The organism is Cytobacillus sp. FSL R7-0696 (assembly GCF_038006865.1).
Taxonomy (GTDB): Bacteria; Bacillota; Bacilli; order Bacillales; family Cytobacillaceae; genus Cytobacillus; species Cytobacillus kochii.
The window spans coordinates 44,503-62,983 of sequence record NZ_JBBOWA010000002.1; the positions used below are offsets into that span (position 1 = coordinate 44,503).

Annotated in this window: 29 protein-coding genes; 27 read left to right on the forward strand and 2 right to left on the reverse strand. The window is 44.6% G+C overall.

The window, feature by feature from the left end; genetic code table 11:
* Position 1 precedes the first annotated feature (1 nt).
* From MKX29_RS24255 to MKX29_RS24290, 8 genes are all read left to right on the forward strand, one after another.
* On the forward strand, positions 2-1,771 hold the full coding sequence (locus tag MKX29_RS24255; RefSeq protein WP_341108516.1) for a right-handed parallel beta-helix repeat-containing protein: 1,770 nt from the start codon (positions 2-4) through the stop codon (positions 1,769-1,771).
* Positions 1,772-1,824: 53 nt separating this feature from the next.
* Positions 1,825-3,741 carry a phage tail spike protein gene (locus tag MKX29_RS24260; RefSeq protein WP_341108566.1) on the forward strand — a complete coding sequence of 639 codons (1,917 nt, stop codon included), beginning with the start codon at positions 1,825-1,827 and terminating at the stop codon, positions 3,739-3,741.
* Complete coding sequence (locus tag MKX29_RS24265) at positions 3,741-3,941, forward strand: hypothetical protein (RefSeq protein ID WP_340978826.1); 201 nt, start codon at positions 3,741-3,743, stop codon at positions 3,939-3,941. Before MKX29_RS24260 ends, MKX29_RS24265 begins: the two co-directional genes overlap by 1 nt.
* A gap of 98 nt (positions 3,942-4,039) precedes the next feature.
* Positions 4,040-4,357 carry a hypothetical protein gene (locus tag MKX29_RS24270; RefSeq protein WP_341108518.1) on the forward strand — a complete coding sequence of 106 codons (318 nt, stop codon included), beginning with the start codon at positions 4,040-4,042 and terminating at the stop codon, positions 4,355-4,357.
* Between the two features lie 83 nt (positions 4,358-4,440).
* Positions 4,441-4,707 (forward strand): hemolysin XhlA family protein, encoded by a 267-nt coding sequence (locus MKX29_RS24275; RefSeq protein ID WP_341108520.1) that lies wholly within the window; start codon positions 4,441-4,443, stop codon positions 4,705-4,707.
* A 22-nt stretch (positions 4,708-4,729) separates the two neighbouring features.
* On the forward strand, positions 4,730-5,533 hold the full coding sequence (locus MKX29_RS24280) for an N-acetylmuramoyl-L-alanine amidase (protein ID WP_341108522.1): 804 nt from the start codon (positions 4,730-4,732) through the stop codon (positions 5,531-5,533).
* On the forward strand, positions 5,533-5,742 hold the full coding sequence (locus MKX29_RS24285) for a phage holin (protein WP_341108524.1): 210 nt from the start codon (positions 5,533-5,535) through the stop codon (positions 5,740-5,742). Before MKX29_RS24280 ends, MKX29_RS24285 begins: the two co-directional genes overlap by 1 nt.
* A 103-nt stretch (positions 5,743-5,845) precedes the next feature.
* Entirely contained in the window at positions 5,846-6,172 is a 327-nt protein-coding gene (locus tag MKX29_RS24290) for a hypothetical protein (RefSeq protein WP_341108525.1), read from the forward strand.
* Positions 6,173-6,214: 42 nt separating this feature from the next.
* On the opposite strand, the gene MKX29_RS24295 is transcribed toward MKX29_RS24290, so the two are convergent.
* Positions 6,215-6,457 (reverse strand): helix-turn-helix domain-containing protein, encoded by a 243-nt coding sequence (locus tag MKX29_RS24295; RefSeq protein WP_341108527.1) that lies wholly within the window; start codon positions 6,455-6,457, stop codon positions 6,215-6,217.
* 225 nt (positions 6,458-6,682) lie between these two features.
* On the opposite strand from MKX29_RS24295, the gene MKX29_RS24300 reads away from it, so the two are divergent.
* Genes MKX29_RS24300 through MKX29_RS24310 form a run of 3 tightly spaced genes read left to right on the forward strand, consistent with a single transcriptional unit; the run spans position 6,683 to position 8,953 of the window.
* Positions 6,683-8,011, forward strand: a complete 1,329-nt coding sequence (locus MKX29_RS24300; RefSeq protein ID WP_341108529.1) for an FtsK/SpoIIIE domain-containing protein — start codon at positions 6,683-6,685, stop codon at positions 8,009-8,011.
* Positions 8,012-8,030: 19 nt separating this feature from the next.
* On the forward strand, positions 8,031-8,528 hold the full coding sequence (locus MKX29_RS24305) for a replication-relaxation family protein (protein WP_341108569.1): 498 nt from the start codon (positions 8,031-8,033) through the stop codon (positions 8,526-8,528).
* A 14-nt stretch (positions 8,529-8,542) separates the two neighbouring features.
* Positions 8,543-8,953: a hypothetical protein gene (locus tag MKX29_RS24310; protein ID WP_341108531.1), complete on the forward strand. Its 411-nt coding sequence runs from the start codon at positions 8,543-8,545 to the stop codon at positions 8,951-8,953.
* Here MKX29_RS24310 and MKX29_RS24315 read toward each other — a convergent pair.
* Complete coding sequence (locus tag MKX29_RS24315) at positions 8,950-9,159, reverse strand: helix-turn-helix domain-containing protein (RefSeq protein ID WP_341108533.1); 210 nt, start codon at positions 9,157-9,159, stop codon at positions 8,950-8,952. The genes MKX29_RS24310 and MKX29_RS24315 overlap by 4 nt on opposite strands.
* A 98-nt stretch (positions 9,160-9,257) precedes the next feature.
* Between MKX29_RS24315 and MKX29_RS24320 the strand changes: the two genes are divergently transcribed.
* From MKX29_RS24320 to MKX29_RS24395, 16 genes are all read left to right on the forward strand, one after another.
* Positions 9,258-10,067, forward strand: a complete 810-nt coding sequence (locus MKX29_RS24320) for a helix-turn-helix domain-containing protein (RefSeq protein ID WP_341108536.1) — start codon at positions 9,258-9,260, stop codon at positions 10,065-10,067.
* A gap of 78 nt (positions 10,068-10,145) precedes the next feature.
* A complete protein-coding gene (locus MKX29_RS24325; protein ID WP_341108538.1) occupies positions 10,146-10,478 on the forward strand; it encodes a YolD-like family protein in 333 nt (110 codons plus the stop codon).
* Positions 10,479-10,823: 345 nt separating this feature from the next.
* The gene (locus tag MKX29_RS24330) at positions 10,824-11,870 is read left to right on the forward strand and encodes a tyrosine-type recombinase/integrase (RefSeq protein WP_341108540.1); all 1,047 of its coding nucleotides are present in this window, start codon (positions 10,824-10,826) and stop codon (positions 11,868-11,870) included.
* A 266-nt stretch (positions 11,871-12,136) separates the two neighbouring features.
* Positions 12,137-12,952 (forward strand): DUF3102 domain-containing protein, encoded by an 816-nt coding sequence (locus MKX29_RS24335; protein WP_341108542.1) that lies wholly within the window; start codon positions 12,137-12,139, stop codon positions 12,950-12,952.
* A 2-nt stretch (positions 12,953-12,954) separates the two neighbouring features.
* Positions 12,955-13,467, forward strand: a complete 513-nt coding sequence (locus MKX29_RS24340; RefSeq protein ID WP_341108544.1) for a hypothetical protein — start codon at positions 12,955-12,957, stop codon at positions 13,465-13,467.
* Between the two features lie 12 nt (positions 13,468-13,479).
* Positions 13,480-14,010: a hypothetical protein gene (locus tag MKX29_RS24345; RefSeq protein WP_341108546.1), complete on the forward strand. Its 531-nt coding sequence runs from the start codon at positions 13,480-13,482 to the stop codon at positions 14,008-14,010.
* 132 nt (positions 14,011-14,142) lie between these two features.
* Positions 14,143-14,508, forward strand: a complete 366-nt coding sequence (locus MKX29_RS24350) for a hypothetical protein (protein WP_341108548.1) — start codon at positions 14,143-14,145, stop codon at positions 14,506-14,508.
* A gap of 150 nt (positions 14,509-14,658) precedes the next feature.
* Positions 14,659-15,018 (forward strand): hypothetical protein, encoded by a 360-nt coding sequence (locus MKX29_RS24355; RefSeq protein WP_341108550.1) that lies wholly within the window; start codon positions 14,659-14,661, stop codon positions 15,016-15,018.
* Entirely contained in the window at positions 15,015-15,212 is a 198-nt protein-coding gene (locus MKX29_RS24360) for a hypothetical protein (RefSeq protein ID WP_341108552.1), read from the forward strand. The genes MKX29_RS24355 and MKX29_RS24360 overlap by 4 nt, the downstream gene beginning before the upstream one ends.
* 38 nt (positions 15,213-15,250) lie before the next feature.
* A complete protein-coding gene (locus MKX29_RS24365; protein WP_341108554.1) occupies positions 15,251-15,649 on the forward strand; it encodes a hypothetical protein in 399 nt (132 codons plus the stop codon).
* Between the two features lie 301 nt (positions 15,650-15,950).
* Complete coding sequence (locus tag MKX29_RS24370) at positions 15,951-16,172, forward strand: hypothetical protein (RefSeq protein WP_341108556.1); 222 nt, start codon at positions 15,951-15,953, stop codon at positions 16,170-16,172.
* Complete coding sequence (locus MKX29_RS24375) at positions 16,169-16,936, forward strand: DNA replication protein (RefSeq protein ID WP_341108558.1); 768 nt, start codon at positions 16,169-16,171, stop codon at positions 16,934-16,936. Before MKX29_RS24370 ends, MKX29_RS24375 begins: the two co-directional genes overlap by 4 nt.
* The gene (locus tag MKX29_RS24380) at positions 16,933-17,343 is read left to right on the forward strand and encodes a YopX family protein (protein WP_341108560.1); all 411 of its coding nucleotides are present in this window, start codon (positions 16,933-16,935) and stop codon (positions 17,341-17,343) included. Before MKX29_RS24375 ends, MKX29_RS24380 begins: the two co-directional genes overlap by 4 nt.
* Complete coding sequence (locus MKX29_RS24385) at positions 17,340-17,861, forward strand: hypothetical protein (protein ID WP_341108562.1); 522 nt, start codon at positions 17,340-17,342, stop codon at positions 17,859-17,861. The genes MKX29_RS24380 and MKX29_RS24385 overlap by 4 nt, the downstream gene beginning before the upstream one ends.
* Positions 17,862-17,896: 35 nt before the next feature.
* Positions 17,897-18,067, forward strand: a complete 171-nt coding sequence (locus tag MKX29_RS24390; protein ID WP_341108563.1) for a hypothetical protein — start codon at positions 17,897-17,899, stop codon at positions 18,065-18,067.
* Positions 18,068-18,097: 30 nt separating this feature from the next.
* Positions 18,098-18,469, forward strand: a complete 372-nt coding sequence (locus MKX29_RS24395) for a hypothetical protein (RefSeq protein WP_341105968.1) — start codon at positions 18,098-18,100, stop codon at positions 18,467-18,469.
* Positions 18,470-18,481: the final 12 nt, after the last annotated feature.

The window sequence follows — 18,481 nt, forward strand, 5'->3', positions numbered from 1 at the left end:
AATGACAAACGCACCAAAAATTCTAAGTACAGATACCCTCCGTCAATCCTACCCGAAGTTAAATCAATCAATTGAAAATAGTAACAACGCTATTTCGTTTTCTAAACAGGCGTATACAAACTCAAATGATGCGAGGACACTAGTAGAGAATGTGAAAACTCAGTTAGAACAATTAGTGATTGAGGGAGATTCAAGTGTAGAAGCCGCGGCTGCTAGAGTTGACGAGTTTGGCACATCATATACTACGTTACAAGACAGGCTAAATGCCTTCGATAGTTATATGCGCCAAAACGAAATCAACGTTAAACAGCCACCTTTTAATTTGAAGGGTGACGGCACAGACGAAACTAGCGCCATTCAAGCAATATTTGACCTCGCGCAAACATCGGAAAACGTACGGATTTATTTTCCGGAGGGTACTTACGGAATATCTCAATATATAAGAATATACAAGAACACGACAGTACGTCTACACGGGCAGGCTACGCTATTGCGAATTGGTCTGACCCAACGATTGTTTGTCAACGGACCAGTTGGCGATCAATCATACGCGTCAGCATACGACGGGGACGGAAATATACACTTCTACGGTGGGGGAACAGTAGACCTAAACGCGGAAGGAGCGCCCTTAGCAACTACCGCAGGAATTAGCGCGTTTGATTTAGGACATGGCGAAAATATAACGTTTCAAGACGTGACAATAACAAATGGACAAAACGGACATTACTTTCAAGTAGCGGGTTGTAGAAACGTTGTCTTTGATAAATGTAGATTCCTAAATCAACGGCATACGAATACATCGTCTACAAATTTCGAATGTTTGCAGATTGAGAGTATAAACCAGAAAGATGCGAATGGTAATACGTCCTTTCCTACGTTTGGCTCTTTCGACGATACGCCTTCGATGAATGTGCGCGTTTCTGGTTGCGTGTTTGACAGAGTTATTAGGGCGGTGGGTACTCACGGCATAAATCAGAACGGTCAGCATTCGAAAGATATTTCGATTGAGAATTGCGTTTTCACTAACTCGTCTGACCATCCGATATACTTAGCGGGATATGATGGAGTATCACTGACCAATAACGTAGTTAGAGATTGCGAAGGGGCGGCGATTAGGGTCAATCAAGTTCGCGCTATAACGGAGTCAGGTACGCGTATATACAATCAAGCTACGTTCGGAGTTTACTTGGAAGGCATGACAGATTCGGTATTTAATGACTTGTTTATTCAAGACAGCGGAAAGAGCAGAGACTCCGGCATAACAGCAGAGTATCCAGCGATTCGTCTAGTGAGTTCGCATAATAACACGTTTTACAATCCGACTGTACGCACTGCTAAAGCTAACCATAGTTACGGATATTACGAGTCTGGTTCGATTAATAATCGCCTAATAAAACCGCGTATCGACCCCGGCTATGCTACTTACCTTAGCGGGAGGGTCTATTCGGAGGATTTTAACACGATAGTTTATGAGCGTGAAAGTGAAGTTCTATTTGACGGAAACCTGTCTTCGGATGGACAGTCGACAACTTTGTCGTACCACCTTCGCTCCTATAAAGCGATTGTTGTTTTCGCTAACACTACCGATAGTGACACAGCATGGATGACGCAGCTTTATATTCCAAAAGAAGCGCTAACCATAGGAAGTAACACGCAAAGGTACCGTATTTACCATGACTCTGGTTACTTAGGATTCAGCTTTCCAAATACGACAGGAATTCGTCGTGATGCTGGTACGGGCTATATTCGCAAAGTAATCGGAATTTCTTAAAGGAGGCGTTCGCCACGATTAAAATACTGAATCGTTCGCGCCAGCCTATCGCAATACTCGAAAATGCATATAGCGTATCGTACAAGAAGCGTCTCAACGAAATTTGGGGCGCTTCTTTTATTTTACCATTAGATGATCCGAAGAACGCCGAATGCCAGCCGTTAAACTATGTCGAGATAATCGACGATCTAACCGGTGAGTATATCGGTCTTTTTCGCATTGTGCCGTCGCAGACCACGAAGTCAGAAACGAATTACTCCATCAAGTACGAATGCGACCACGTTATCGCGACACTCTTGGACGACGTGCTATTCGAGTATCATCAGACGATAAATTGGACGACGAAACAAAATATCGAATATATACTTGCGCGACAAACGACGAAGCATTGGCGCCTAGGACGTTGCGACTTTACGCGATATTTTCATTATAAATGGGAGGACGAGAACGGATTGCTCGGTCCTCTTTTTTCTATTGCGCAACCTTTCGACGAACAATACGAATGGACGTGGGATACAACGTCTTATCCCTGGACGCTCAATCTCGTGCGACCATCTAACGCGACAACATGCGAAGTGCGTTTCGGCAAGAATCAGCGCGAGATACAGCGCGACATTGATCCGACGGGCATTATTAATCGTATCTATCCGAAAGGCTACGGCGAGGGCGTCAATCAGCTTACTATTCGCGAAGCTAACAACGGACGTCCTTACTTGGAGAACGCGGCATCTATCGCGAAATATGGACTGATTCCTTACGTTTGGGTTGACCGTCGATTCGAGGATATTAACTCGTTAAAAGCATCAGGGCAGGCGTTACTAGATGAGCGGAGCGTGCCGAAAGTTAGCTATCGTATTAGCGCCGTAGACTTGTCGAGCTTGACGGGCATGGACGTCGATAAGCTGCGCGTTGGCCGTATAGTACGCATAATCGACCCGGACCTCGGCACGTTTGAAGCGCGAATAGTAGGCGAAAGCAAGCCGGACATGGTCGGAAGCCCTGGCGACATTCAGTTAGAAATCGCAAACAAGACGGAGAATCTCGGCACGACGCAAGCGGACTTAGAGCGCCGTCAAGAAATTAACGAAGTTTACGCGCAGGGAGCAACGAACTTATTAACGTATCAATACAACGATAATGCTGACTCAAGCAATCCTGCTGAGTTTCGCTTTGAGCTACCGGAAGAAATGGTCCGGATAAATAAGTTATTGCTGACGTTTGAGACTTCGAATTTCCGAACGTATGGAAAGGCTACAGAAGGCGGAGGAGCAACGTCAACAACGACGAAAGGCGGAGGCGGAACAACGGCAACGAGTTCGAGCGGAGGCGGTACGACTGCGACTAGTTCAAGCGGTGGTGGCGTCAGTACATCAACGGCAAGTGGCGGAGGCAGTTCTCAGACTTCGAGTGGGGGCGGCGACCATGTGCATAAGATGTTTAACTATGCGGGTGATTCATCAGGCGTATCGAATCCAAAACGCGACTTTATGCCACAAGGCGGAACTAATTTTCGCGTAACCATGGAAGCGGCAAGCCCGTCTCATTTATATACTGCGGAGAGTAGTGGAAACCACAGCCATAGCGTTTCGATTCCATCACATACGCACAATTTCAGTGTACCTAACCACAGCCATAGTGTATCTATACCGAACCATACTCACTCAGTAACGATACCGGACCACACACATGACTTTACTTTACCTAATCACACGCATGAGATTCAACACGGAATATATAAATTGAGTTCCACGCCGTCACGGGTAACGATTAAGGTTGACGGAAACACGGTACCGCATACATCAACTTTCGGAACTAATATCGATTTGGTTCCGTACCTTCAAACGGACGATAGCGGAAAAGTAACGAGAGGTTGGCATACGGTAGAAATATCACCAAACGGACTTGGACGAATTAACGCGCAAGTAACGACGCAATTTTTTATGCAATCACGCGGAGGGGGAAGCTTTTAATGAAACTTAAAATAGCAACACATAGCGGACTTGAATATGAAACTTTGGCAGAAACGTTTGATCCACAAGCACTTGACGAGAAACTAAATGACACGGATGTTAATACGGTATTAATAGGGGACATCATCATCTCTCGCATTGATATTAAGTTGGTTATGCCAATAAAAGAAGAAGAAGTGGAATTAGATGTAACGGAATAAACGCAAAATTTTTCAAAATATTTTTCGTTTTATAGTTGCGTTTTTATTTACGTCGTAATATAATGATGGTAACAAATACCAAGGAGGAATTATTCGTTATGAAAAAGTTAATTGTTGTCGGCTTAGTTTTCGTGTTGGGGTTGTCGTTGGTTCTAGGGGTTAGCGCAAAAGCAGAAAGTGAAGCAGAGACGGCTTATAACGTAATGGTTAACGCGAAAAACGAAGGGCGACAATTGACTGCGGACGAAATCGTTGAAGTAGAAAAAGTCGCGAAATCTCTTATCATGTTTAACGATAATTTGACGGAAGTTGAAAAGGATCAGCATCGTGCCATTTCGGCAATGTATATAAATTATAAAATAGACGAAGTGTTTGACGAAGCTAAAAATAATTTCGATAAGATAGGCGCCAACTAAGGCGTCTTTTTTCATACGTAAAAATAGGAGGCGCCCATCATCGGGCGTCTTTTTCGCGTGCCTTAAAGGAGGTGAATCGCAATATGGCGGAGCCGACAGGACACGAGCTTAACGAGAAAATCGCAGACATACGCGAATGGCTCGTGCGGATTGACACGAAAGTTGACTATTTAAACGAAGTCAAGCATACGGCTGAACAAGCGGACGCAAAAGCGGACCAAGCGCTCAGCTTAGCGAAGGAAAACCGCGACGACATTCGCGACATGAAGGCGAACACGAAATGGGTATGGGGAACGCTACTAACGGTCGCGGGCTTATTAGTAACGGTTTTCATTGCGCTAATCAAATAAAAATACGAAGGGAAGCGGTAATATGGCAAAAGTATTTATTGACGCAGGACATGGCGGTAACGATCCGGGAGCAGTCGGCAATGGCTTGCGCGAAAAGGACTTGACGTTGACAATCGCTAAGCGTGTCGGAGCTATTCTCGCGAACGACTATAAAGGCGCGACTATTAAGTACAGCAGAACGGGCGACCAATCACTGTCGCTTAAGCAACGGACGGACTCGGCGAATGCTTGGGGCGCAGACTTATTTGTTTCCGTTCATATTAACGCAGGCGGAGGCACGGGCTACGAGGACTACGTTTATACGACAGTTGGCGCGGGCACGCAGAAGTTTCAGGACGCCATTCATAGCGAAATTATGAAACGTATTGACGGCGTTCGCGACCGAGGCAAGAAGCGCGCTAACTATCACGTTCTACGCGAATCACGCATGCCGGCAGTATTAACGGAATCCTTGTTCATCGATAAAGCAGCGGACGCGGCAAAGCTAAAGCAAGCGTCATTTATCGAAGCAGTTGCGCAGGGGCATGCAGCAGGCATCGCGAAGGCTTTCAAGCTAGCGAAGAAACAGACGGCAAGCAAGCCGAAGCCAGCGCCATCAAAAGGCAGCTTATACAAGGTTCAAATTGGCGCGTTCAGTAAGAAGGCTAATGCGGATGCGCTCGTCAAACAAGCGAAGGCTAAAGGTTTTGACGCGTTTGCATCGAAGGACGGCGCGCTATATAAAGTACAGCTCGGCGCGTTCAGCAAGAAAGACAATGCGGACGACTTGGCGGCGAAAGCGAAGAAAGCGGGCTATGCGCCATATATTGCGAAGGAGGCTAAATAATGAATAGGATTTCGGCAGGCACGGTCAGTAGATTCGTGCTTTTACTTTTGGCTCTAATTAACGCGGGATTAGAAATGGCGGGCTTAAGCGTGATTCCGGTCGACGAGGCGGGCGTGAGTGAGTTTATTTCGCTTGCTTTCCTCGGCGGGACTGCGCTTTGGAGCTACTGGAAAAATAACGACGTGACGAAGAAGGCGCGCGAAAAATAGAAGGAATCTCGCAAGGAATGGCGAAACTTTTCGCTTTTCTTTGCGTATACATATTTATCCTCGGATAGTATAATTAGTAATAAAAAATAGGAGGTCGGTCACTGTGAGTAACGAAAACGTAATTTCAAATGAGACGTTAATTATCGACGTTGAGAAGAAAAAGCCGTCAACATTCGCTTGGATCGGAAGAATATTCGCAATACTCGCAAGTTCAGTTCTGTTTCTAGTCGGGTTTTTACTTTGCATAACAATCATCGGTATTATATTTGGATACCCAATGATAATGTTTGCGGGGGCACTTTTCGCTCTTGGGCTCGGTTGGTATGACGTGAAGTGTCCGCATTGTGAGAAAAAGAGTTCCGTGATAGTTAATGCAGATAATTTAAAGTGTAAAAAATGCGAAAACTTAACAATAATCAACTGGAAATAATAAGGCGCCCCGGCTTGCGAGCTAGGGCGTCTTTTCTTCTTTCTACATTCCGAAATAATCATCCGGCGGATACCCTTCGCCTATCTCCTTTAAAGCCTTCTTAATCCGCGCTACTGTCGATATCTTCGGCGTATATTCCTTATCATTGCATAGTCGCGAAATTGTACGGCGACTTAGACCCGACTTCTCTTCGATTTCAATCTGCGTAATTTCCTTCTTATCAATCCATCGCCCAAACTTCGTACGACTCTTTCCTATACCGAAAAACGAAAACACTCCGATCACTCCTGCGCTCTATTTTTTCTCATTATTGACGAGCCAAAAGTTTTTTATTCGCAAAAAAGTAACATATAGGACATTCCGTTCGCCATACCTTTTAATATACCAATTAAAATTCCCATACAGAATTACGAAAAGAATAGGCGAAATGTTGACGCAGCAAGGCGCAAACAAGGCGCCGACTCTTCCGTTTAGGCGGAACTGTATTATATACAAAAGGTGGTGATGCGCATGTTATTCGAGCTACTTTCTTCGGCAGTTGTCGGCGGACTTATCGGTTACTCGAAATTATCGCAAAGGGGGTTAGGCGGAAATGATACGAATAATATTTCGCGAATTGCAGAAAACGCGGGCCTGGTCGCAAAGGACGGTACGAAAATACGTCCATACAGACGGACTAAGCAAGTAGACCATACCGAGTATGTTTTTCACCTACCGCAGGGCTTGTCGTCTAAGCAGTTTCGCGAAAAAGTAGACCGTTTCCAGGACGGACTAAACGCGAAAAAGAGTGTTCTCGACATATCTATCGCGGACTTAAAGGCGTTAAATTGGCGCAAGGATTTGCTGTCTCAATTGCGAAAATTAGCCCGCAAGAAACGGAAGCTACGAAAAGAGGTGGAAATTGAATTTGACGGCATGTTGAAGTTTCGCGTCTATAATGAAGCATTGACGGACTTTTTCGCCTTCGATCGCGAGTTGCTTAAGCGGTGCAATGGGTGGCAAATCCCGTTAGGCATGTCGCGAAAAGGCTTCGTAACGCATGATATGGAAAGCGGACATTTAATCGTAGCTGGCGCAACAACTTACGGTAAATCAGTATTTCTAAAGAACTTAATTACGTCCACCATCGCACGCAAGCCGGAGCATGTTCGCATGAGTTTAATCGATTTAAAAGGAGGCTTAACGTTTGCACGCTATCAGAGCGCCATACAGGTCGATAGCGTGGCGAAAGACATTTACGAGACATTAGATAGCTTGCGCGAAATAGACGCTAAAATAACGGCAAAGGAAGCGTTATATCTTGCGCAAGGATACGAAAATATTCGCGAAGCATGCGACCCGTATCGTCACTTTATTATTATCGATGAAGCTGCCGAGATAGCGAGCGCGGGCATTACTGACGCGGAAGAAAAGAAGGCGCGTGTTGAATGCGAAAGAATACTCGCGAGAATAGCGCGTATTGGTGCCAGTCTAGGATTCCGTCTTATCTTTTGTACGCAATATCCTACTGCCGATACATTGCCGCGTCAGATTAAGCAGAATGTTGATACGCGCGTTTGCTTTCGATTACAGACGAAAATTGCAAGCGAGGTTGTGCTTGACGAAGGCGGTGCGGATCAACTGCCGCGCATTAAAGGTCGCGCAATTTATCAGACGCCGGATGGTCGCCAAGTTGTACAAACGCCGTTAATTACAAACGAGCAAATTAGCGAAATCATTGGACCACATATTAATATTCGCGCAAGAAAGGATGACGATAATGCAAATGCAAACACTCATCGCAAAGGAACAACGCCAGGAACGTATACTCTTAAGCTTGAAAAAACTCGACTTTCTTAGTAGGTCGCAACTTCAACGCATGCATAGGCTCGGCGGTAATCGCAATGCTAATCGGATTCTGGCCAACATGAGCGACTATTTACATTCCGTACGCTTAGACGAAAAGGTTTACTACCTTAACGCATATGGTCGCGAAATGGTTGGTGCGAGCAAGGTCGTAAAGAAAACGACGCAAATTGAACATTACTTGATGCGCAACGATTTATACTTGGCATACGGCTGCCCGACTTCGTGGGAACAGGAAATAAAACTTACGGTCGCGGGCAAGGTTTCTGTAGTGGCTGACGCAGTATTTAACGTAGGCAATCGCTATCACATTTGCGAGATAGATAGAACACAGCGAATGACGGAAAATCATGCGAAGATTCATAAATATCGCGAGTTATTATCGCTTGGCGTATTCGAAATAAAGCCGAAATTTATCTGGCTAACAACGACGGAATATCGCCGTAAACAGCTTGCGAAAATGTGCGAAGGACTAGACGTTAAGATTTATGTAGCGAGCGAATTTAAATAAGGAGAGTGGACGGTATGTTTAAACGTAATAAAGTAGAAACGATGTCTATTTCGGAGTTTATGTCGCGTGATTATAAGAAGGAGGAAAAACGCGTCAATTGGAAAACTGTCGCGAAAGTAACGACAATAGCGGGCGTCGCGGTAATATCGCTCGGCTTTGGTGACGTTAGCTTTGCGGCTGCTGGCGCGATTAATGGAGCAGTAACGGCGAAAGTAGTGAACGCGTTTGATCCGATTGTAGAACTCGTTAAGGCTATTAGTTACCCTATCGCGTTAATCATGATGCTTGGCGGAGGGATATTCGTAATGATCGGCAATAGCGACAAAGGATTATCGCTCATTCAGAAAGCGGGCTTAGGTTACGTGCTCGTTCAAATGCTGCCGATACTTATGGACTTACTCGTAGAAATCGCGAAGTCTCTTTAATCTTTACTTGTTCGGAATAACTCATTGGGTTCGTGTAAGTCTAACGCAACCATAATCTTTTCTAACGCGTCTTTAGGGTATCGTTTAAGTTTGTTATTTGCCATTTCGCTGATCGTTCTCGTAGTCAATCCTGTCAACTCGACGAGGTCTTTCTGTTCCATTCCGCGTTCCCTTAATAGTTCCTTTAATCTCAACTCTAATCGCATAATATCACCGCCTTAAAAAGATTATAACTTGTCCTTGACAATTACGCAAGACGTAATTTATAGTTACATTAAACGTAAATTACGGGAGGCATAAACTGATGCACTATCTATCGGACTATCAAACTTTCAATTCGACGCAGGAATTAAACGCAAATGTAGACGCACATTTAAAGAGTAACGCGTTCAGCCTTAATGATACGGATCGCGCTGCCCTTAATACTATCGCTCGCTATGCGGTCAAGTTCGCAGGCGCTGCGCATTTAAAAGCGACAACATTAGCGAAACTAATCGACAAAAGCGAAAAGACGGCGCGCCGCATCGTTAATAAGTTGGCGGAGCTGGGCATTATCGAAAAGGTTGCAACCATGCGAAAAGTAAACGGAGGCAAGGGCGCTAACATACTCCGCGTCCTTCCTTTTAAGCGCAATGAGCTGCGTGCTACTCGCAATGACCAGTCGACTTTGTCCAATCGTGAGAAACGCGAAAAGCCTACGGAGACAACGGCGCAAACGACGAAAAATGAAAACGAACCTTTTAATTCTATTAATCTTTCAAAAAACAACGTATTAGATACGTCAGTCATTCCTTCGCAAGCATTGAAAAGCTCGCTGCCAAGTGAAATATATGACGCAATGGAACGATACTTTGACGCTGAAGGAATCTATAAATATTACGGCATATTGCTTCGCGCTAAACGATCAATACATAACGACATCATCATCGAGGATAACGCTACGCCGTTTGTAGAAACGTTCTTTAACGCGATATTAAAGTACAAGCAGCGCAAATTACGCAGCCTAGAAAATTATTTATATCGCGCATGGCAGACGACAACATCGCAAGTATTGCGTCAGAATGCTTCCGTAGAGCCTTCGCCAGTGCCGGATTACGATTGGCTGAACGATTGACTAGGAACATTTGTTCGTTTATAATTAGCGGTAAAAGAGCGCCGGTTTAAGTGGACGCTCTAAAAGGGAGGCGTTAATATGTCGTTAAAAGATCGCGGCATTAAAAAGTGGCAAGGCTTCTTTATGCCGGAGCATGTAACGGAGCTGGGCGTCATGCATGCCGAGCTGGACCACGTAGCAAAGCCGATAATTGACGAGCATCAACAAGCGGAGTTTGACGCGAGAATAGCTTACGCGATGGAATTTAATTTGGCGTTGAAAATATCGATATGGCAGGCGGGCAGTATTACGGAGATAGTTGGGCGGTCACATTACGTTGACCACGTCCACCAAAAGATACGCTTAGTGACACTGGATGGTGCGTCTGCTTACGTTGAGATGGCGGAAGTGGTCGGTGTGGAATTGGCGTAGAGGGTACGGCTTTAATGACTTGCAAGGTGGCGCTCCTAGCGATATAATTTGACTTAACGGATGACTTGTACGTGTTAAAAACTTAATAATACCAACGTCTGACTTACCGTTGACTTAGCGACTGACTTATCGAATACCTTGACAGGGTAGAGGTCGCTGGTTCGAACCCAGTCGGAATCATACTCGATGAAATTGACGGCAGTAAACGTTGGTATTATAGCGTTTCTGCCGTCTTTTTGTTTACGGTGACTTAGCCGGTGACTTGGACGCAGGGTTGCGCTCCTATTTTACGTAGGGTAGTGGACACGTATATTTCCGTTAATAATCAAGCGGGAGGGCGTTGTTTTGAAAGACAAGCGTCAAGGTAAACGGGTTAAAAGTACACGAACGAAAGTAAGGAGCTCCGTAAATAATCTCGATGACTTATTCGCGAAATTTATATCGATAAAGAAAGCGGAGGGGCGCGCGTTAAGTACGATTAGGCAATATGAGGATAACTACGGATTCTTTATCGAATTTCTTGACCGACATGATATTAAGCGTTCAATGACGGTAATCGATCGCGACATTATTCGAGAGTATATCGTTTATATGAATGAACGGTTAATAAAATTCGAAGGCCATAAATATAAGAAGGAATCCGTCATGACCGTCGGACTGTCTCCATCATCCATAAATACGCGGCTAAAAACCTTGCGCGTTCTATTTAATTGCTTAGAGGATGAAAATCTCATCGTAAATAATCCGATGGTCGGCGTAAAAAATGTGCGTGAGCCTGAAGAAGAAATCGTTATTCTAAATGCTGATGAGTTAAAACGCTTACTTGCTACGCCTAACCAACGCGAATATTCCGCATTTAGAGACTACGCGTTAATGCATTTATTACTCGATAGTATGTGTCGTATAAGTGAGGCGCTTGGGCTTAGACGTAGTGACGTTGACTTTACTAATAAATGCGTAACGATTCCGGCTACCATTGCAAAAAGTCGTAAAGCGAGGACTATTCCATTACAACCGATTACGCTTCGATTATTAAAGGAATTAATTAGCGAAAATGTTGCCGACTTCGAGAGTGACTATATATTCCTCGCAAACTACGGCGAGCCGTTAACGCGCGATCACTTTCGCAAACGACTTAATAAATATGCGAAAAAGGCGGAAATTGAGAAGAATGTTCATCCGCATTTATTTAGACATACGGCAGCTACGATGTTCCTTGAAGCGGGCGGCGATATCCGTCATTTGCAAATGTTGCTTGGACACAATGACTTGCGGATGGTTATGCGCTATACACATTTGTCGCGTCAATCATTATACGAGCAACACGGGAAATATTCGGCAATGAATCAGATTAGCGGAAAATTAAATAAACCGAGAAAAAGAAAACGTTAAACCTATCGTCAGTCCTTCGGGATTGGCGATTTTTTTTTTTCGTTTATATGCTCGAAATTCATTCGCGAACGTATCACCTTATGAATATGAAAAACGCCCACTTTGCGAAAGTTATCCGTTATTTAAAATGAAAGACGAAAAAAGTTTACGGTTTTTATGTCAGAAATTCACATGTAATCCGTTATTTAAAGTAAGAGCGGATAATTTTTATGTAAATAAATCTACACAACGCGATATATAACTTACGCAAATAAGGAGGAATCAAAATGAACGAAATTAAAGGCGGTGATGCTTCGGCAGAGTTATCGACTGACTTGAACATCATTACAGCAGAAATTAACGCATATCAACGTGTAGCAGGCGAAGCAATATTCGAAATTGGGTACAGGCTTAAACACGTTAAAGAGAAGGATTTAGTTCATGGTGAGTGGTCGGAGTGGTTAGAAAAGATGAATATGACACAAGGACATGCTCGAAGATTTATACGAGTGTACGATCGTTTTGCTAAACATGCACCGGTGCATGAATTACCTCCTTCGTTATCTGTTCTATATTTGCTAATTCCTTTCGACGATGAAGAACTCGAAAAGCCTCGTGAAATGCCGAATGGTTCAACTAAAAAACTAACGGAAATGTCTCGTAGGGAAATCGAGGAATTTAAAGCACGGGAAAAGAAAGCGTTACTTGCTGCGGAAGAGGCTGAGCAAGCCCGCAAACAAGCCGAAGCACAACGGGATATGGCGTTGAGGGAATCGGATATATTACGCGACACGCTCGAATCTAGGGAGGATGTAGAGCCGGAGGTAAGGACGGAATATGTTTACGTTGAGAAGGAGCCTCAAGCAGAATTTACAAGGTCAGTCAGCAAGGAAAGCCGTAAACAGTTTTACGCAGACTTTATAGAAGAGCTTGAATATATTCGTTGTAAATATGCAGCTATTGCGGCTGAAGCTCCGGAACTTAAAAAAAGCATCGAACAGAACGAAAGCCTATGTGATAAGTTAGATAACTTTGACGATTTTTGGAATAGTTTCGCAAAGTCGATTTATAAAAATAACACTATTATAGAAATGGGGAATTAATTATGGCATTTTTTGGCGGAAAAGACAAAGGTAAGAACACGGATATTAACGAAATCTCTACAGTAATCGCACAGAATAACAACGAACTTATGACACAAGTAGGGCGTATGTTTGAGGATAAACTGTCCGAAGTAGTTAGCGCTCAAATAAAAGCGTTAATTACCGAATTACTACCGGCGTTAAATTCAGCGCAGAAAGAGAGTGGCGCTGATAAGAAAGTTTATGTTACGGATAGCCTAGAAGGGCTGGAAGACGAAAAACAGTCGTCAGAAATCATCGCTACTCTGTACTCGAAGACAGAAGGGAATCACCCGTCAAGAATCCGACCATTTTACACGGAGGTAGAAAAATTCTTCGAGCTTCCGTTATCCCGTTTGCATAAAGAACGAGTGGCGGATTTACCGAATAAAGGTGACGGTAAGTTTCCGTACCGCAAAATGGATACTGCGATACAACTAATCGGATACAAGAAACTTCACGATTTCGCGAAAAGTTACGAATTTCAAACAAAGTAAGGAGACCAAACAATGACGCAATCAAACGCATATATACGCACAGGCGACCTACGATCAGGCTTCGTCATTATGTATCACGACATTTTCGACTTATACCATCCGTACATCGGCGACAAGGCAACGCTATATTACCTATTCTTGCTCCGTTCGCGAAACAACGATGAGAGCAACGCAGATATCGGCAAAGCATGGCGCGGTCGTAATGGCGTAGTCGAAAAGTTCCAGCTATCATATTCAACGTTGCCTATACTCGACGACATACTCGAAGCAAGCGGACTAGTCGATATTGAACGCAAGCCTATCGGACGTGGCAAGGATAAAATTTATTACATCGTCCATGATCCGAAAGATAAGCGAGAGTTTCGCGCGACGGAAGAATTAATGGCGGAAGGTCTGCGAAAGGTGGTGACGAAGTATGGGGCGAAGGCAATCGGCAAGTTGCTCGGCAAGGAAAAGAGACATCTAACTACGCTGACGGAGATTACTTCTACAGAGACGGAGGTAATAGACTACGCCAGTGTAAATGAAAAAGAATTACTTTAAAAAGAATTAAGTAATAAAGAATTAAACCTTGCGCCATTTATTCACTTTGTTCATAAATAACGCCAAGATTAATTAAATAATAAACCTTTCGCGAAAATACTATGCGAAATATATAACAAGGAGGAACGCAATATGGATAAACCTAAATTAACGGCAGAACAAGCAAAAGCGTTAGAAGCGTTAAGAAACGTATGGAGTAGCGGCGGTAAATTTTTAGGAGGACGTCAGATAATAAAAGAAAAGCTTGACGGTGGCTGGACAGTTCCGGATTTTGCACCGGCTAACTCGATCGATGACGATGACTTTATCGCAGCATTGTATATCGGATATGAAATCGAACAATCTCCGGAAGAAAAGTTACGCGAGTATTACGTATGTCAAGAGCAAAGCTATCACGACAGTGTCGGTACAGAACGCATTGAGCATCTCGCTAAAGTCGTCGCTATTAGAAATACGCTAGCCATACTCGGCATCCAAATCGAAGGCATTAACGCATAATCAGACGCATATAAACGCTCATACAGACGTTTTAACCACGGAGTAATACAAATACACTCAGCGTCAATTATAAGCCGTCAGAACGCGTTTGTAGACGGTAAAACAAGGGCGCAACTTAGCGTCGAATACAAATACAAGGATGTCTTTTTAATGGCGAAATTATCACATGAAGAATTGGCGGAAATTAAGGAAAGAATATGTCGGGTATCATTCGACGGTGCTTACGTTAAAGGCGGTCCGTGGAAGGGGTACGAAGTGAAGAACAAAAATAACGGTATTGTCATCGCTGAGGCAGACGCAGGGTATGACGCAGAGTTCATCGCCCACGCACGTACTGACATTCCGGCATTGCTCGATATGATCGCGGAGTTGCAGTGGTACGTCAATGCGCAAGGAAAGCGGTTGGATCGGGCGGAGAATTTATTAATGGAAGCGCAAGGTGTTATGGATAGTACGGAGGTTTGGTCCGAGATAAATCGCTATTTATACGGAGAGGATGACGACGAATGAGCGAAATTAAACTTAAATGGCAGAGAATCGACGAATCTGTACAGTGGCACAATCGAACTGGCGAGGAGTTCTATAGCTATACGGTTACGCCGGATATGACGCGAGAGGTGCTCGAGTTGATTGCGGAGGTCGAACGGTTGCGGTACGTGAACCAACGACTAGAAAAAAGAGTGGAAATGTATTGCGATATGTAATAGGAAGTCGAGTTAACCAAACGAAAGGAGTCACGCAAATGACACGAATAAGCACGAAGGATTGGCGAAACTTGCCCATCGAAAAGTGGAACGTTAGCACGGCACACCAGTATCTTATCGACCGCAACCGTGAGCTATACGGCGTAACCTACGAGCCGTTCGGTTCAGGCTCGGTCAGTCGACGATGGTCCACCGAAAAAGGTCAGCTAAAGAACGCGATCAATAAGCATGGCGCGGAAGTAATTCGCGAGTACATCGATATATGCTTCGCTACGCATCGGGTAAACCTGCAGTATCCAGCGATGTCATTCGGCTTCATTTTCGCCTACAAGCGTGCGGAATTACAACAGGCGGAGATAGCGGTCAAGCGAAAGCAACAGCGGGCTGAGTCGGCAAGTAGCGCGGAAGAAACGGAAATCGAGTTGGATTGGTTCTAAAAACGAGAGGAGTTGACGGCAAATGAGCGCGGTAAACTGGCTTTTAATATGCGTTTTCACTTCGGGAATGATCGCGGGAATGGTTCTTTGCGCAACGATAATTAGCGTCGCTAAGCGAAAATGAACGGACTAGGCTTAACGCAAGCAATGAACGCGCTGGCAAACGGAGCGCCTGCGGTAGTAAGCGTGTCGGGCAAACGCTATACCGCCGATGAGTTACAGCCCCGAATGTTAAGCGAGCATGTAGCGATATTTAACGATGTGGGAATGACGGAAGTCGAACGTAAAAAGGAGTGGCGAGTTGAATAAGGTAAGAGTCTTTTTCATAGTGTGGGCATTTTTAAACGGAATCGTTTGCGCGCTAGTGATGGCGCTTGCTACATTTTATTGGCTAGGTCGACTGGCTATTATGATACATCCAACGTACGGTCCGACAGTTTTTATCATTATTACGGTGACTGGAAGCGTTGCTGCACTCGTTGCTTGTACATCGGGTGAAAAAGTTGGAGGTGCGCCATATTGACGAATGATCACGCAAAACGCTGCCTACTAGCGCAACAATGCAAGCTCGCCGGCACTGATGCATGCAAGCCGACGTGTCAGCATTTCATACAGCTTCACGGCATGAGCGGCACAGGCGGTCGAGCAGCGGCGGCAGGCGTGCCGACAGACTACGCAAAAGTAACGATGACTAATTCGCCAGCGCGCGCAAGCCAGCCGAAAGCCTATAGCGCACTGGACGCGTATGTGAAAACGTTCGAACGGCAATTCGACGAAGATGCATCGCGTATAAAGTCGCTCTATCTTTGGAGCGCATCGCCCGGCACCGGCAAGACTACTTCGGCAGCGGCAGCGCTTAACGCATGGCTAACGGCACATTACCTCGGCAGTTTGAAGCGCGATAGGAAGGCGCTACAGCAGCCGGCATATTGGCTCGACGTAAACGAGCTACAGACGCTATATAACAAATTTAATCGGTCGGGCATCGCGCGCGAAGTGGCGGAGAAGTCCTCCAAGGAATATTACCGCCGTCTAGCGTCAGCAGAGGAAGCGCCATTCGCCGTTTATGACGACATTGGCGTTCGATCAGCAACGGAGGGCTACAGAGCCGATTTGCATAGCTCGATTAATGCGCGCGTGGCAAGCGCCAAGCCTACGATTTATACGAGCAATCTTGCGATGGAGGAGCTGACGCATATATTTGACGCTAGGCTTTACGATAGGATTCGCGACATGTGTGCGCCAATTCATTTCGAAGGAGAATCGAAAAGGGGGATGCGAAGATGAGCGTGCGTGAGATAAAGCTCCAAGCTTGGTTGGGTCATTGTATGGTTCAAGTTACAAGTTTAAACCTTATGAAGAATACTAAAGGCGAGTATGAATCTTTATCTACTGGGTATTTTGTAAAGGGAGAAAATAAGGGTTCTCATACTGGATTCTATCTAGAAAGCGCCAAATTAAGACAATTTACTAGTCTTTTAGACAAGAACGGCAGGGAGATTTATGAGGGAGATGTTGTAAAGTTTCACTATAAAAGAGGGATTTATAAGATTGGTCCTGTGGTCTGGAATTATATGTTCGGTTCTTGGAATATTGATTGTGCTGAGTTCGTAGCATATAAGTCACTTGGGCAATTTAATTCTGTATCTGAAGTGATCGGCAACATTTACGAGAATCCGGAGCTGTTTCGATGAATAAGCCCGATTTCACATTCGGCGATCTAGTTTCCGTAGCAGGCTATCCGGACATCATCTTTCAAGTCGACGGCTTTCGCGAGGAACGTCATTACTATCCGCATGAACAATGGGACGAAATGGTTTACGAGCTGATCGAGTGCAGTCGCGGCGATTGGCTCGAAGCTGACGAAGGTGACTTGACGCTAGTTGCTGACGCGGCGCAGGCGGACGAATACTTGCGAGCGAATCCGCCAAAGGCTGCGAAACTAAATTACGAGGAGGATTTAGCGATGTATTATTTCGGAGAATTTGGGTTCGGCGGAAGCAAAAAGGAGAAGGAAGCGCCTAAGCCGTCAGCACGCGAATTATCTGCGCAAGAGGCTGAACGCAGGAAGAAGGCGCGAAAAGAGCGAGCAGAGGCGGTCGATAATCTGTTGGATAGGCGTAAATGGTATGCGGATAGTGAGGCGGAGGATAAGGTGGAAAGGATTGCGGAGATTGACGAGGAATTGCGTAGGGTTAGCGAAACACGATAAGCAGAGATTCCTGTATTAAGTGAAGAGGTGAAAAAGTGGCTAAGTTTTTATTGTGGATTGTGGTTGTTCTAGGGTTAATTTCATCAATTACACTTTATCAAAATGGTGAAGGTGTCAGTTTGTTTACAAGGATTTTAATATGGTCATCAGTAGGAGTTTTAGCATTATGCGAGTCTATTGAAAAATTAAAGGATGAAACAAAGTAAGCAAAATGTTCACTTAGGAAGGAGATAAAAATGAACAGGGACGAAGCTAGAGAGTATTTTAAAAATTCGGGTTTGTCTTATTCAGATATTGAGGTTGAAGATATTGCAACGCTCAACAATTTCTTAGCAGAAGAATTGGATTTGTATTTGAAAGAAGGAACTGAACATGCCAAAGCAATGGACATGAAGGTTCGGAAACCATTGGCGAAAGATTTGAAGGTACTCAAACGCACTGGACTAAAATACGCCTTTTTAAAAGTAAGAGGAAGCTATTTTGATTCAAGAGAAGCTATTTCTTTCAATGAGAATGGGTTTATAGGGTTCGGCGGAGAGCTTGATAGTAAAAATGTTCAACCAATATTACGAGGTTTTCGTAGGTGGGTTGATCTATTAGTTAGTTAACAAAATGATAGA